The following is a 14,323-nucleotide window of genomic DNA, read 5'->3' on the forward strand; positions in this document are numbered from 1 at the left end:
CGCCCACCTCAAAGAAACTCTGAGAAGCAACATTCATAACGATCCGAACTCTTGCTGCGCGCGCTGAAAATCTTCCATCCTGCCGATATCCAGCCAATATTCATGCACTGGGAACATGTTGACATCTCGCCCTTCGGCAATCTCTGACTCCAACAAAGTTGGCATATCAACACGAGTCCCCGGTGCTACACGTTTCACCAACTCGGGCGATAATATGTAAATACCAGCATTGATAAAAAAGCGTTGAATTGGCTTCTCTACCATGGAACGAATTCGATGACCTTCACTTTGAATAACGCCGTAAGGCACGCAGTATTCATATTCGCGCACGCACATGGTCGCTGCACCAGAATGATTCTGGTGAAACTCGAGCAGATTCAAGAAATTTAGTGTCGTTAGCAAATCTCCGTTCATCATGAACAGCGGTAAATCAATCTCATCATGTGGTAGTAAACCCAATGCCCCCCGTACCCAGCGGCTCCTCTTCGTGCACGTAGCGGATGTCTACCCCCCATTTGCTGCCATCTCCGAAGTGCTCTCGGATCATCTCCGGCATGTAATGAGTAGATATGAAAAACCGATGAAATCCAGAATTGATAAAACTTCTTAGGATTAGCTCGAGAATAGGCTTTTCACCTACTTTCAGAAGGGGTTTCGGACAATTTTGAGTCAGTGGCCGTAACCTAGTACCGAAGCCACCCGCCATCAGAAATACTGGATTGTGCCTGCGCTGGTTATCCAGAAGCTCCTGCAAGGTCTCAAGGCCAATGACCAACCCCTGCGGGTCCAGCACCGGTAGCTGCAACAGCTTGTACTTTTCCATCACCGCAAGGATTCGAGCCCTGTCCCAACCTTTCTCAGCCGTCCTTGGAGTAGCACACATCACGTCACGCACCGGCGTTTCCAGTGACAGACGCTTCAACAAAGCTCTACGGACATCGCCATCAGTAACCGTACCCAAGAGACGACGCTCATGATCGACGACCATGACAATTTTCAGTGCCACGCGGTCAAGCGTAGCAATAGCGTCCACCAGAGAAATCTCTGGGCCGACGAGCGTTAACTCCCACTGCTTCATTGAATACCTTCTTTTGATTACTCACCCGGCACGAAGCGACTCGGTGCCCTGGAGCCAAACATTATATGGTGAGCGGCAAGATCTCGAACCAAAACAGCTCCCGCCCCAACGACCGCATCGTTGCCAATGCTGATGCCTTGTATCACCGCGGCACTGCAAGCAATGAATGCCCGGTCTCCGACGCGCACATTTCCACACAGTGTAGCCGCGGGAGCGACATGTACATGTGATCCAATACGACAGTCATGGTCGATACTGGCTCGGGTATTGATGATTGAGTTTGCACCGATGACAGCGTCAGCCTGAATGATGGCTCCGGCCATTATTTGTGCCCCGTCGCCAAGAGAGACACTTGGATCAACCCAGGCTGCAGGATGTTTTAGTGCAGGAAAGAGAAAGCCCCGTGCTGTGAGTCGCTCGTAGACATTACGTCTGCCGGAACCTCCAACTAACTGCCCAATGCCATTGATCAGGCCTACACTGCCAGGATCAAGCATCTCAAGGACCTCATCCCCACCTAGAACCTTGCAACCGCGCCACTCGCCAATGCCCTGCTCCCTCAACTCTGGTGCGCAGATGCCATGAATATCCAAACCCAACAACTGAGCCAGTGACAGTAGCACCTTGGCATGCCCTCCCGCACCGAGCATGACCAATGGCATATGATTCGCAGAGTTCTTTGTCATTGGTCGGTAATCGCATCGCCCGCTTCATAGCTGCGAGCCGAGAAAGTGCCAACCAAGCTCCATAACGCGATTGCCGGCAACCCCTGCCCACTGCGTGCAGTGCTCAAATCCTCCCGAACCAATTTCGAACCCGCAGCAATACCCCTCGCAGCGACGACTTGTTGTCGCGCTGCTTTACGCGTGTCCCATTCGCTGGCTTGGGGCGCTTTGCATGGACTGCCCAGCGCCAACTCCAGAGCTCGAATTTCCGAAACCATTTGTTTCAGTTCATCGGGCTCCAGCGAAGCATTGTGATCAGGACCAGGCAAAGAGCGATCAAGTGTGAAATGTTTTTCTATCACCTTGGCGCCGCGAGCTACTGCTGCAACCGGAATCAGGCAGCCAACTGTATGGTCTGAATAACCGACGTCCAGATTGAAAGCGTTTGCCAATGTGTCCATTGCCTTTAAATTGACTTCATTCCACGGTGTAGGGTACTGAGAAGTGCAATGCAGTAGCGTGACGTGCCCCCTGTAGCCGTGCGCGGCACTCACTCATTCCCCAGCAACGCCAGGCTTCGTCCATGTCAACAGGCTCCTGGCTGAACTGCATTGCATGCGCGACAATCGCAAGAGCCTGCTCGACCTCACTCAGCGTTGCCATACCAGTGGACAGAACCAGTTTTTTTCCGGTCCGCGCAAACTGCCATAATAGCGGTCCATTGGTTAGTTCACCCGAAGGAACCTTGAAGAAAGGCATTCCAAGATCCGAAAGAAACGTCAGACTATCGGTATCAAAGGCAGTGGATAAAAACTCAACCCCTTTGCCTCTGGCATAGCTTTGAAGTTCCTTGTGCCATTCTCTCGGCAACTCCAGCTTTTTAAGCATGGACAGCTGACTCTCGAACTCGTCCGTACTTTTCTTCTGATAAGACGCCTTTGGAGCATGACGCGAGGCCAGACGTGCAGCGTCAAACGTCTGAAACTTCACGGCATCAGCGCCCGCATCAGCGGCGGCGTCAACCAACGCAAAAGCCAGTGCCCGATCACCATTATGGTTTACGCCCGCTTCGGCAATGATATACACGGTATCTTTACTGGACTGGTTCATTTATCAGCTCAAATCGTGGAATGTTTTATGAGATATTCCGTCGAATCGTTCAAGGACATTCACGATGCTCTGAGACGTATTACCCTTCCCATAAGGATTTATCGTATGCCTACAAATTTCGGCGAACTCTTTCGTCAAAGCTTTGATTAGTGTCGACTGAATAGCCGCGGTATCCGCCGCACAATGGAGGACGGAATCCGCCGCCAATCGCCCTTGTTGACGCGCACCAATATCAACGGTAGGGATACCAAATGCTGGCACTTCAATGATTCCGCTGGACGAATTGCCAATAACGACTGCCGCCAACGAAACGGCGCTCAGATAACGCCTGAACCCGAGAGTAGGAATAGCCAGTACTCGCGCGGGTTCCGCTTGCGCATAGGCTTCCAAGAGCGGAATAATCGCTCTGCCTCCATTATCCGCATTTGGATACGTCAAAATTATCTGATGTGTCGGAAACTGATCCAGGGCCTCTAGTAGGGCAGAAAAACTCCGGACTGGATCTTCTTCGAGCATAGTGACGGGATGGTATGTCGCCAATATAAACGGCGAGCGAAGCTCGAATCCGAGGCTTTCAGAAAGCTCTGCGAGATCCATCCGGGGGCTGCGAAGCAGATGGTCCAGGCCGATAGCACCCACATTGAAAACTCGCTCAGGCGACTCTCCCATTTGTATGACACGCGTCCGATAGGGCTGCGCCGCTACAAAATGCAGATAGGCCATCTTGCTGATGGCGTGTCGAATGGCATCGTCATAGGCACCTTCGGTGATTTCACCGCCATGAAGGTGTGCTACCGGAATTCGCATAATCAAAGCGGCCTGGACGATTGCCAGAGCTTCAAACCGATCACCCAGCACCACGAGCACATCTGGCTTCAACCTGTCCAACGCGTCCGCGAAACCAATAGTCCCCAGCCCCATTGACTTGACCACGCCAACGGAGGTGTCCGAGGACAACAGCATCTCTACCTTCGCATCAATAGAAAAACCATCCTCCGCCACTTGCCGCCAGGTTTCACCAAATTCCGGCGAGAGATGAGTGCCACTGACGATGAGCTGTAGTTCGAGGTGACGGCTCGCCTCGATATCCTTCATCAACCAATAAAGCAGACCGTACTCCGCCCTCGTACCAGTGAAAACGGCGACTTTTCGTTTCACGCACTAACCTCCGGAGTGACGCTGCTGGGGAGGTTGACGATACGAGCCTCCAACCATGTCGCGTTACTGAGATCGCCACGTAAACAATTAGAGTACTTTGGCAGATGGTTCATCAGCTGCCAAATGGGTCTAGTCATGACACCTCTATCATTCGTCGCCTTCAGCAAAGCGTCGCGCCTGTCGCGGTTTTCACACACCACCGCGTTCAGCCAATAGTTAGAGCGACAATCTTCTGGCTCATGAACAAAATGCAGTTCGCTCCCTTGCAATTCCTTCTCATACCGCGCTGCCAAGGACCGTTTCATTTTGATGAACTCTTCCAGTTGCTCCAATTGAGCGCATCCCAGTGCGGCATTCAGATTGGGAAGTCGATAGTTGTAACCGACCTCATCATGCACATACTCATATGGGTGAGGAAGTTTGGCCGTCGTAGTCAAGTGCTTGGCTTTTATTCCAAGATTTTCATTGGTCAAAATCATGCCACCGCCTCCGGTAGTAATGATTTTGTTGCCATTAAAGCTCAGAGTACCCAACTCACCGAAGGTGCCGGTATGCCGACCTTTATACAAACTCCCCAACGACTCCGCAGCGTCTTCAACGACTACCAACCGCCATCTACGACAAACCTCAAGCAGTTTATCAATTTCGACAGGATGACCGAAGGTGTGCATGGGCAAACAGGCTCGGACTATGCGCCCCCCCTTAAGCCGGCACAGCCCATCTACATCCAATCGGGCATACTCATGAAGCCACTCATCTAGCGCAACTGGGGACAGTCCTAAGGTGTGACGATCGACATCGATAAAAACCGGCTCAGCTCCGCAGTAAGCGATAGCATTGCAGGTTGCAACGAATGTTAGAGGCTGGGTGATAACGAGGTCTCCCGCCTTTACACCAGCCAACATCAATGCTGTGTGTAACGCCGCAGTCCCGTTTACAGTCGCAATAGCCCGCGGGCTGCCAGTGTAAGCAGACATATCACGTTCAAAACGATCGACGAAAGAACCAACGCTCGAAACAAAAGTCGACTCAATGGTTTCCACCACATAATCCCGTTCGTTCCCCTTAAAACTAGGAGCATGCAGTGGAATAAATTCGTTTGTACGATACTGTTCACGCACAAAACTTACAAGCGAGTCGAACATGCTAGAGCCTCAAACGTTGTATATATCTGCTTTATATTTGGCTAGGTTTTCCGGACGCGACAACCAATCGATGGTTCCTTGCAACCCCTGGCGGATAGAGTACTCTGGCTTGAAGCCGGTTAGGTTGCTTATTTTTGTATTATCACACCACAGACGGAAGACTTCCGATTTTTCCGGGCGAATACGCTGATCATCAGTCAGAAATTCTACATCACTACCCATCAACTCGCGGATTAGGTGAAGTGTATCCCCAACTGAAATCTCATAGTTCGAGCCGATATTGACCGTCTCTCCGACAGCCTTTTCACATCTAGCAAGTTCGAGGAAACCCCGGCACGTATCTGCCACATAGTTGAAGTCCCGAGTAGGACTTACATCACCCAATTTTATCTGTTTTTTACCGCTCGCAATCTGGGTAATGATCGTAGGAATTACAGCTCTCGCTGATTGTCGAGGACCATAAGTGTTAAAGGGGCGCGCGATAGTCAGTGGCAAATCGAAAGCATTGAAAAAACTCATAGCCATTGCATCTGCGCCTATCTTCGACGCACTATAGGGCGACTGAGCTTGCAACGGGTGTTTTTCATCTATCGGCACATACTGCGCGGTACCATACACCTCACTGGTGGAAGTATGAATAATGCGCTGAACACCATTCTCTAACGCCGCCTGACAAATATTCAACGTCCCTTTGACATTTGTATCTACATAGCTGTCCGGTGCAACATACGAATAAGGGATGGCAATTAGTGCTGCAAGATGGAATACCAGATCGACATCCTTGGTAATATGCTTGCAGTAATGAGGATCTCGCACGTCGCCACTCAGCACTTCAATACTATTCAAACAATCAACGTCTTCCAACCACCCCCAATAATTAAAGGAGTTATATTGGGATAGCGCCTTGACTTCATAGCCCTCTCGAACCAACAACTCCGTCAAGTGAGAGCCAATAAAGCCATCGGCGCCCGTCACTAATACTTTTTTCACTTGCTTTTACCTTTGAATTTTAAGTAAAGACTCATTGCCTTGAACACAAGAAGCGTTCACCAAGGTCAAAGAACGTCATCATCACCGGGCACGCTACCGCCACAGGATTTTACGTCGACTTCCCGAGAACGTAGTGCTTGCAATGTCCGCATCCTCTTTTTCAAAACGCAGAGACGCTCACGAGTGGCATGCTCACCGTTTGCTGACGATGGAGCAGATTGATCAACAATACTACGCGCTCACCACCGTCCGCTGACATAAAAATAGCCTCCAGACCACCTAATTTCCCATCGAAAACTCGAACGCGCGCGCCCGCAACGAATGCAGGCCTGGGATCTTCCGCTCGGCGCTGTAGCTGGATCACGATTTCCGGGTCAACCGCCAAGGGTTTTCCGCCAAAACTGACCACTCGGCTGACACCTCGCGTGGAGCGTAGAGGTGCCCAATTGGCGCTGCTTGGAAGGCAGATAAAGAGGTAACCTGGAAACAGCGACTCTCGCACGGAGGCCTGCTTACCGCGCACGACCCGATCGCGACGACATACAGGACGGGCACACTGGTAGCCTTGCCGACTGAGGTTTTCTTCAGCGCGCTTATCCTGTCGAGGTTTACACTGCACGAGATACCACTCGCTTTTTTCGCAAGCGGGAAGATGGAGGCTTGGGTCGCAGCTGTTCACAGCCATGTACTTGTCACTAATGGTCGCATCCATGATTCAGCCATCGCTTGCAGCCTAATGAAGCAATCGGAAATTTCTTATCAAATGGCCATCAGCTTCGATGACGACCAAGCAGATCTACACATTAACACACTACATCCCCTCATCCTGCCCCCCCACCCGTCATGACCAGCTACACCTCATCCTCCAACCGCGAAAGCCGATGACGCCGCACCGGAGGATTTACTCAAAGACGACACGTTCCGGGAATAGAAAAGAACTTCCCCTTGAGCGCCAAGCTTCAACGCAGGAGTTTTTGTAACCGCACATGACGATGCCGACAAACCCCCGAAAAAGGTCCGTCAGCATTGAGCCCAACAGGAAGGCAGCGAACTCACAAAGAAAGAGGAAACTACAGCTCAAACAATTAGCAGACAATTGAGGCCTGACTGGACGTGCTAATTCAATCAGACAACGCGCTTGCTTGTGACTTTAGCCTTGCGCCTCACACCCCAGTAAACAGTGGGCCCAATCAACATACCGAAGAGCATCGCTAGAAGTATGAGAAGCGATACTGGCAACTCAGGGACTGCCCACCCGAGAAACAAAAGCGCAACAGACTGCTGATTCTCCAATACAAATGCCAGGATCAACAGAATCAGCAACAGAACGGATACGACGAAGACCATCCGCATGAGATTACGCATAGCATACCCCCTGAAGTGAGTACAGGATCAAACCTCCTGCTCCTCCTCCTCATTAACCCGATCCCTCAACTCCTTCCCCGGCTTGAAATGCGGAACAAACTTCCCGTCCAGACTCACCGATTGCCCAGTCTTCGGATTACGCCCAACCCGTGGCGCCCGATAGTGCAGAGAAAAACTGCCAAACCCGCGGATCTCAATCCGATCACCGGTCGCCAGGCACTGGGACATCTGTTCAAGCATAGTCTTGATGGCCAACTCCACATCCTTCGATGAGAGTAGCCCTTGATGGGTGACAATTCGTTCGATCAACTCCGACTTCGTCATATTTTTCCCTTCTTTTTCAAGCAGCTAGGAAAATCGCTTCAGAGGTTTTAGCACGACCGGAGGCATTTGAACAGCCTAAGTATTGACATCAGCCCCCACGTTGCATTGAGAACCTGATGCGATTCAGCAATACCGGGCGCCAGCTACACACAGACAACCAGCATGGTACGTGTCAAGTAGCCAGCAGGGTTGAATCCGAAGGGGTATTCATCCTCATCCTTGGCGTCGTCAGACCTTGTGATCACTTTGTAACCGGCCCCCTTACATTCCTTGGCGGCGCGCTTCTGGCATTTTTCCCATCCCGAGCCCAACCCTGAGCCAGTCGACCTTTATACCGCTGACCCCGCGCACGGCATGCGTCTTTGCTGTGGTGCCACAACCCGCCAGCATCACTAGGGTTATCACGACAATGAGCTTGTTCATTCACTTCCTTAGGCCAGGCACCCTGTCCGACTGCGACTCGCTTTAGACCAAGACTAGCCGCAAATAAGCATTTGATCCTGCTACAGAAACAGACCCCAGTAGACGGCCTTTGGTTTCCCGAGGGTGATTTCCCCGGAATACGTGGGCCGCACTAAATCTCAGGCACAAAAAAGGGCGACCGAAGTCGCCCTTTTTCACAGAAAGTCAGAACTTAGTTCTGTTTTTCCGCTTGTGCAGCACGCAGCAGGTCACCCAGGGTGGTGGCTACTGGAGCATCCGAAGCGACTGGCTTGTCGCGCAGGCTCTGGATGGCTTCTTTTTCGTCTTCAACGTCTTTCGACTTGATCGACAGCTGGATTACGCGGCTCTTGCGGTCAACGCTGATGATCTTGGCTTCTACTTCTTCGCCTTCTTTCAGAACGTTGCGCGCGTCTTCAACGCGGTCACGGCTGATTTCGGAGGCTTTCAGAGTCGCTTCGATATCGTCGGCCAGAACGATGATGGCGCCTTTGGCGTCAACTTCTTTCACAGTGCCTTTAACGATGGCGCCTTTGTCGTTAACCGAGACGTACTCGGAGAACGGATCGCTTTCCAGTTGCTTGATACCCAGGGAGATGCGCTCGCGCTCTGGGTCAACCGACAGGATAACGGTGTCCAGCTCGTCGCCCTTCTTGAAGCGGCGTACGGCTTCTTCGCCCACTTCGTTCCAGGAGATGTCGGACAGGTGAACCAGACCGTCGATGCCGCCGTCCAGACCAATGAAGATACCGAAATCGGTGATCGACTTGATGGTGCCGGAGATTTTATCGCCCTTGTTGAACTGGCCAGAGAAGTCTTCCCATGGGTTGGACTTGCACTGCTTGATGCCGAGGGAGATACGACGACGCTCTTCGTCGATGTCCAGAACCATGACTTCCACTTCGTCGCCGACTTGTACGACTTTCGAAGGGTGGATGTTCTTGTTGGTCCAGTCCATTTCGGAAACGTGTACCAGACCTTCAACGCCTTCTTCCAGCTCAGCGAAGCAGCCGTAGTCGGTCAGGTTGGTTACACGAGCGGTAACGCGGGTGCTTTCTGGGTAGCGGGCTTTGATAGCGACCCATGGATCTTCACCCAGTTGCTTCAGGCCCAGGGAAACACGGTTGCGCTCGCGATCGTATTTCAGAACCTTGACATCGATCTCGTCGCCAACGTTGACGATTTCGGAAGGATGCTTGATGCGTTTCCAAGCCATGTCGGTAATGTGCAGCAGGCCATCGACGCCACCCAGATCGACGAATGCGCCGTAATCGGTGAGGTTCTTGACGATACCTTTGACTTGTTGGCCTTCCTGCAGGGATTCCAGCAGAGCTTCACGCTCGGCGGAGTTCTCGGCTTCGAGGACGCTGCGACGGGAAACGACAACGTTGTTGCGTTTCTGGTCGAGTTTGATGACCTTGAATTCCAGCTCTTTGCCTTCCAGGTGCGTGGTATCGCGCACAGGACGGACGTCAACCAGAGAACCTGGCAGGAACGCACGGATGCCGTTAACGTCGACAGTGAAGCCGCCTTTAACCTTACCGTTGATAACGCCCTTGACCACTTCTTCGGCTGCGAAGGCTGCTTCCAGAACAATCCAGCATTCAGCGCGCTTGGCTTTTTCACGGGACAGCTTGGTTTCACCAAAGCCGTCTTCAACCGAATCCAGAGCAACGTGAACTTCGTCACCAACGTTGATGTTCAGTTCGCCAGCATCGTTGTAGAACTGCTCAAGCGGGATGAGTGCTTCAGACTTCAGGCCAGCGTGAACGGTTACCCAGCGAGCTTGGTAATCGATATCAACGATAACACCGGTGATGATGGAGCCAGCCTGAAGGTTCAGGGTTTTTAGGCTTTCTTCAAAGAGTTCCGCAAAGCTTTCGCTCATTTTAATTCCTGTAGATAAGGGCGAAGAATACGCCCATTTCCACATCCCAGACGATGTGGGTTGGTTGCATTTAAAAGAGGCGCCCCAGGACTATGACTGGTCCCCTGCGGCCCTCTTGGTCACCCGGCGATATCGCGAATGGCGATCTCGCTCATGATGCGTTCCAGCACCTGATCGATGGATAATTCCGTGGAATCCAGCTGAATGGCGTCAGCCGCCGGCTTGAGCGGGGCTACCGCTCGCTGGGTGTCACGCTCATCGCGCGCACGTATCTCATCTAGCAGACTCGACAGACTAACACCATCGACTTTTCCCTTCAACTGCAAGTATCGACGGCGCGCGCTCCTCGGCACTGGCAGTGAGGAAAATCTTCAACGGGGCATCCGGAAAAACGACGGTTCCCATGTCCCGCCCGTCAGCCACCAGACCAGGCGCCTCCTGGAATGCACGCTGACGCTGCAGCAGCGCCTCTCGCACGGCCGGCAAGGCCGCTACCTGGGACGCACCGGCACCGATGGTTTCGGTGCGGATCACATCGCTGACTTCGTCGCCTTCCAGGATAATGCGCTGCAACTGACCTTCGGTCGCCGCAATGAATTGAACATCCAGATGAGCGGCGAGTTTTTTCAGCAGTTCTTCGTTGGTCAAGTCGACGCCATGGTTATGCGCCGCAAACGCCAACAAACGGTACAGCGCACCGGAATCCAGAAGGTTCCAGCCCAGGCGCTTGGCCAGGATTCCGGCTACCGTGCCCTTTCCGGAGCCACTTGGCCCATCGATGGTGATAACCGGGGCAATGTTTTTCACGACTGAGCCTCTTGTGCAACACGGATACCGACCTGCGCGCACAGCGCCAGGAAATTCGGGAACGAAGTCGCGACGTTGGCGCAATCATGGATGCGGATGGGTGCGGTGGCGCGCAGTGACGCCACGCTGAAGGCCATCGCGATACGGTGATCGCCGTGACCGTGCACTTCGCCGCCGCCGATCAGGCCGCCGTCGATGATGATGCCGTCCGGAGTGGGTTCGCACTTGACGCCCAGCGCCAGCAAGCCATCGGCCATCACCTGGATCCGGTCCGATTCCTTGACGCGCAGCTCTTCAGCGCCGCGCAGCACGGTGCGCCCTTCTGCGCAGGCTGCGGCCACGAACAATACCGGGAATTCGTCAATGGCCAGCGGCACCAGCTCCTCGGGGATATCGATACCCTTGAGTTTAGCTGCACGCACGCGCAAGTCCGCAACAGGTTCGCCGCCGACTTCACGCTGGTTTTCCAGGGTGATGTCAGCGCCCATCAGACGCAGGATATCGATAACGCCAGTACGGGTCGGGTTGATGCCGACGTGCTCGAGCACCAGCTCCGAACCTTCGGCAATCGATGCGGCCACCAGGAAGAACGCAGAGGAAGAAATATCCCCTGGGACCTCAATGTGGGTGGCGGTCAGCTTGTGGCCGGATTCAACCGATGCTGTTGCGCCGTTGACACTGACCGGGTAACCGAAGCCGCGCAGCATGCGCTCGGTGTGGTCGCGAGTCGGTGCCGGCTCGGTGACGGTGGTCTTGCCTTCGGCATACAGGCCCGCCAGCAGCAGACAGGATTTAACCTGGGCGCTGGCCATCGGCATGGTGTAGGTCAAGCCCTTGAGTTTATGCCCGCCACGAATGGTCATCGGCGGACGACCTTCGGCGGCGGTTTCGATCACGGCGCCCATCTCGCGAAGCGGATTGGCCACGCGATTCATCGGACGCTTGGACAGCGAAGCGTCACCGGTCAGGGTGCTGTCGAAGTTCTGTGCGGCCAAAAGCCCCGCCAACAGACGCATCGAAGTGCCGGAGTTACCCAGGTAGATCGGGCCCGGCGCTGGCTTCAGGCCGTGCAGGCCGACACCGTGGATGGTCACGCGGCCGTGGTGGGGTCCCTCGATCACGACGCCCATGTCGCGGAAAGCCTGCAAGGTAGCCAGAGCGTCTTCACCCTCGAGGAAGCCTTCGACTTCGGTCACGCCTTCAGCCAGGGAGCCCAGCATGATCGAACGGTGAGAAATCGATTTGTCGCCCGGTACACGAATCCGCCCATTCAGGCGGCCACCCGGTTGTCCCAGGAAAATCAGGTCGTTGGAGTTCATAGCGTCCACATAAGCCCGGCGGGCCAGGATTTTACTGAAATGTTCGCGGGCAACCCGGGCGCGAGTGAAGACGCCCAACAACTGGTGCCCATCCCCAGCATCGACCGCGTCGCGCAAGGCGTCGAGGTCGCTGCGAAATGTATCGAGTGTGCGCAGGACAGCTTCGCGGTTGGCGAGGAAGATGTCGTGCCACATGACCGGGTCGCTCCCCGCGATTCTCGTGAAATCGCGGAAACCGCCGGCAGCGTAACGGAAGATCTCAAGGTTTTCATTGCGCTTGGCCAGCGAATCGACCAAGCCGAACGCCAGCAAGTGCGGCAGATGACTGGTCGCCGCCAACACTTCGTCGTGGCGCTCGACCTGCATGTGCTCGACATCGGCGCCCAGCTCACGCCACAAGCGGTCAACGAGTGCCAGCGCCGCCGGATCGGTTTGATCCAGCGGGGTCAGGATAACTTTATGACGACGAAACAGTTCGGCATTGGAGGCTTCTACCCCACTCTGCTCGGAACCGGCAATCGGGTGACCCGGCACGAAGTTCGCCGGCATGCCGCCAAACACCTCGGTAGCCGCGCGCACGACATTGCCCTTGGCGCTGCCCACGTCGGTCAGAATCGTCTGCCCTAGATCCATGCTGGCCAAACGGCCGAGCAGTTTTTCCATGGCCAGGATCGGCACGGCCAACTGAATCACATCGGCGCCCTGGCAAGCCTTCACCAGGTCTTCTTCACAACGATCGACCACGCCCAGCTCAACTGCCAGCCTGCGCGATTGCGGATCCAGATCGACGCCGACCACCTCGCGGCACAGACCGCTTTCACGCAAGCCCTTGGCAAACGAACCACCGATCAATCCCAGCCCCACCACCACCAGGCGACCGAACATAGGCTCAGCAGATTGCGGCAAAGTGACATCAACCACGAGCCAGAACCTTGGTCAGCGCCTCGAGGAAGCGACTGTTTTCCGATGGCAGACCGATGGTGACGCGCAGGTGATTGGGCATGCCGTAGTTGGCCACCGGACGCACGATGACGCCTTCGCGCAACAGGCCCTGGAACACAGGAGCGGCGACACGATCCAGATCGACGCAGATGAAGTTGCCCTTCGACGGGATCCAGCTCAGCCCCAATGCGCGGAAACCCGCTTCCAGTTGCTGCATGCCGGCCTCGTTCAGACGACGGCTTTCGGCCAGGTACTCTTCGTCTTTCAGCGCGGCACACGCAGCCGCCAGGGCCAGGCTGTTCACGTTGAACGGTTGGCGAACCCGGTTCAGCACATCGGCGACCACGGCGGTGGACAGGCCATAACCTACGCGCAGCGACGCCAGGCCATACGCCTTGGAGAAAGTGCGCGACACCAGCAAGTTCGGGTAGGCCGCCAGGAAATCCAGACCGTCCGGCAGATCGCTGCCTTCGGCGTATTCGATGTAGGCCTCGTCCAGCACCACCAGCACATGCTCTGGCACGTCCTGGAGGAATTCGTCCAGCGCCTCGGCGTCGAACCAGGTCCCGGTCGGGTTGTTCGGGTTGGCGATGAAGACCACGCGAGTATTGGCGTCGATCGCGGCCAGCATGGCCGGCAGATCATGCCCCCACGCCTTGGCCGGGATCACTTTGGCCGTGGCGCCAACCGCTTGCGTCGCGATGGGGTAGACCGCAAACGCATGCTCGCTGAACACCGCATTCAAGCCGGGCGCCAGATAAGCACGGGCGACCAACTCCAGAATGTCGTTGGAACCATTGCCCAGCGTCACCTGATTGAGCTCGACGCGGCACTGCTCGGCCAGCAGGGACTTGAGCGCAAAACCATTGCCGTCCGGATAGCGGGTCAGCTCCGCCAGCTCTTCACGAATCGCTGCCAGCGCCTTGGGGCTGGCACCCAACGGGTTTTCGTTGCTGGCCAGTTTGACGATGCTGGCCGGATCGATGTCCAGCTCGCGCGCCAGTTCGTCCACAGGCTTGCCCGGAACGTAGGGCGACAGTTGTTGCACGCCTGGCTGTGCCAGGGCGAGGAAGTTGCCACTCATTTGCTAC

14 protein-coding genes and 2 pseudogenes are annotated in these 14,323 nt (G+C 54.7%); all 16 read right to left on the reverse strand.

Going from position 1 to position 14,323, the window contains the following annotated elements:
- Positions 1–33: 33 nt before the first annotated feature.
- The 16 genes and pseudogenes from AB4N33_RS13510 to hisC all read right to left on the reverse strand — a co-directional run bounded on the left by AB4N33_RS13510 (position 34) and on the right by hisC (position 14,316).
- Positions 34–381: a sugar phosphate nucleotidyltransferase gene (locus AB4N33_RS13510; RefSeq protein ID WP_476457531.1), complete on the reverse strand. Its 348-nt coding sequence runs from the start codon at positions 379–381 to the stop codon at positions 34–36.
- A gap of 58 nt (positions 382–439) precedes the next feature.
- A complete protein-coding gene (locus tag AB4N33_RS13515; RefSeq protein ID WP_476457532.1) occupies positions 440–1,078 on the reverse strand; it encodes a sugar phosphate nucleotidyltransferase in 639 nt (212 codons plus the stop codon).
- Between the two features lie 17 nt (positions 1,079–1,095).
- Positions 1,096–1,764: an acetyltransferase gene (locus AB4N33_RS13520; protein WP_476457533.1), complete on the reverse strand. Its 669-nt coding sequence runs from the start codon at positions 1,762–1,764 to the stop codon at positions 1,096–1,098.
- Positions 1,761–2,297 carry an N-acetylneuraminate synthase family protein gene (locus AB4N33_RS13525; protein WP_476457534.1) on the reverse strand — a complete coding sequence of 179 codons (537 nt, stop codon included), beginning with the start codon at positions 2,295–2,297 and terminating at the stop codon, positions 1,761–1,763. The genes AB4N33_RS13520 and AB4N33_RS13525 overlap by 4 nt, the downstream gene beginning before the upstream one ends.
- Positions 2,221–2,853: an N-acetylneuraminate synthase family protein gene (locus AB4N33_RS13530; RefSeq protein WP_476457535.1), complete on the reverse strand. Its 633-nt coding sequence runs from the start codon at positions 2,851–2,853 to the stop codon at positions 2,221–2,223. The genes AB4N33_RS13525 and AB4N33_RS13530 overlap by 77 nt, the downstream gene beginning before the upstream one ends.
- A gap of 3 nt (positions 2,854–2,856) precedes the next feature.
- Positions 2,857–4,011 (reverse strand): UDP-N-acetylglucosamine 2-epimerase, encoded by a 1,155-nt coding sequence (gene neuC, locus AB4N33_RS13535; RefSeq protein WP_476457536.1) that lies wholly within the window; start codon positions 4,009–4,011, stop codon positions 2,857–2,859.
- On the reverse strand, positions 4,008–5,156 hold the full coding sequence (locus tag AB4N33_RS13540; protein WP_476457537.1) for a LegC family aminotransferase: 1,149 nt from the start codon (positions 5,154–5,156) through the stop codon (positions 4,008–4,010). The genes neuC and AB4N33_RS13540 overlap by 4 nt, the downstream gene beginning before the upstream one ends.
- A 9-nt stretch (positions 5,157–5,165) precedes the next feature.
- On the reverse strand, positions 5,166–6,146 hold the full coding sequence (locus AB4N33_RS13545) for an NAD-dependent 4,6-dehydratase LegB (protein ID WP_460117039.1): 981 nt from the start codon (positions 6,144–6,146) through the stop codon (positions 5,166–5,168).
- A gap of 160 nt (positions 6,147–6,306) precedes the next feature.
- Positions 6,307–6,831 (reverse strand): transcription/translation regulatory transformer protein RfaH, encoded by a 525-nt coding sequence (gene rfaH, locus AB4N33_RS13550; protein ID WP_476458820.1) that lies wholly within the window; start codon positions 6,829–6,831, stop codon positions 6,307–6,309.
- 440 nt (positions 6,832–7,271) lie between these two features.
- Positions 7,272–7,511 (reverse strand): LapA family protein, encoded by a 240-nt coding sequence (locus AB4N33_RS13555; RefSeq protein ID WP_476457538.1) that lies wholly within the window; start codon positions 7,509–7,511, stop codon positions 7,272–7,274.
- Positions 7,512–7,538: 27 nt separating this feature from the next.
- Complete coding sequence (gene ihfB / locus AB4N33_RS13560) at positions 7,539–7,835, reverse strand: integration host factor subunit beta (RefSeq protein ID WP_460117041.1); 297 nt, start codon at positions 7,833–7,835, stop codon at positions 7,539–7,541.
- A gap of 143 nt (positions 7,836–7,978) precedes the next feature.
- Positions 7,979–8,258 (reverse strand): annotated as a pseudogene (locus AB4N33_RS13565) (hypothetical protein).
- Positions 8,259–8,469: 211 nt separating this feature from the next.
- A complete protein-coding gene (rpsA, locus tag AB4N33_RS13570; protein WP_460117043.1) occupies positions 8,470–10,164 on the reverse strand; it encodes a 30S ribosomal protein S1 in 1,695 nt (564 codons plus the stop codon).
- Between the two features lie 119 nt (positions 10,165–10,283).
- Positions 10,284–10,971, reverse strand: a pseudogene (cmk, locus tag AB4N33_RS13575) ((d)CMP kinase).
- The gene (locus tag AB4N33_RS13580) at positions 10,968–13,175 is read right to left on the reverse strand and encodes a bifunctional prephenate dehydrogenase/3-phosphoshikimate 1-carboxyvinyltransferase (RefSeq protein ID WP_476458821.1); all 2,208 of its coding nucleotides are present in this window, start codon (positions 13,173–13,175) and stop codon (positions 10,968–10,970) included. Before AB4N33_RS13580 ends, cmk begins: the two are co-directional and overlap by 4 nt.
- Positions 13,176–13,203: 28 nt before the next feature.
- Positions 13,204–14,316 (reverse strand): histidinol-phosphate transaminase, encoded by a 1,113-nt coding sequence (hisC, locus tag AB4N33_RS13585; protein ID WP_460139934.1) that lies wholly within the window; start codon positions 14,314–14,316, stop codon positions 13,204–13,206.
- Positions 14,317–14,323: the final 7 nt, after the last annotated feature.

It is taken from the genome of Pseudomonas sp. S1_E05, assembly GCF_056337105.1.

What these genes read in the sequence shown, in the direction of transcription:
- rpsA (WP_460117043.1), bottom strand. Translation starts at nt 10,164, where the DNA reads ATGAGCGAAAGCTTTGCGGAACTCTTTGAAGAAAGCCTAAAAACCCTG.
- AB4N33_RS13530 (WP_476457535.1), bottom strand. Translation starts at nt 2,853, where the DNA reads ATGAACCAGTCCAGTAAAGATACCGTGTATATCATTGCCGAAGCGGGC.
- AB4N33_RS13540 (WP_476457537.1), bottom strand. Translation starts at nt 5,156, where the DNA reads ATGTTCGACTCGCTTGTAAGTTTTGTGCGTGAACAGTATCGTACAAAC.
- AB4N33_RS13520 (WP_476457533.1), bottom strand. Translation starts at nt 1,764, where the DNA reads ATGACAAAGAACTCTGCGAATCATATGCCATTGGTCATGCTCGGTGCG.
- hisC (WP_460139934.1), bottom strand. Translation starts at nt 14,316, where the DNA reads ATGAGTGGCAACTTCCTCGCCCTGGCACAGCCAGGCGTGCAACAACTG.
- AB4N33_RS13515 (WP_476457532.1), bottom strand. Translation starts at nt 1,078, where the DNA reads ATGAAGCAGTGGGAGTTAACGCTCGTCGGCCCAGAGATTTCTCTGGTG.
- rfaH (WP_476458820.1), bottom strand. Translation starts at nt 6,831, where the DNA reads ATGGCTGTGAACAGCTGCGACCCAAGCCTCCATCTTCCCGCTTGCGAA.
- AB4N33_RS13580 (WP_476458821.1), bottom strand. Translation starts at nt 13,175, where the DNA reads ATGTTCGGTCGCCTGGTGGTGGTGGGGCTGGGATTGATCGGTGGTTCG.
- AB4N33_RS13555 (WP_476457538.1), bottom strand. Translation starts at nt 7,511, where the DNA reads ATGCGTAATCTCATGCGGATGGTCTTCGTCGTATCCGTTCTGTTGCTG.
- ihfB (WP_460117041.1), bottom strand. Translation starts at nt 7,835, where the DNA reads ATGACGAAGTCGGAGTTGATCGAACGAATTGTCACCCATCAAGGGCTA.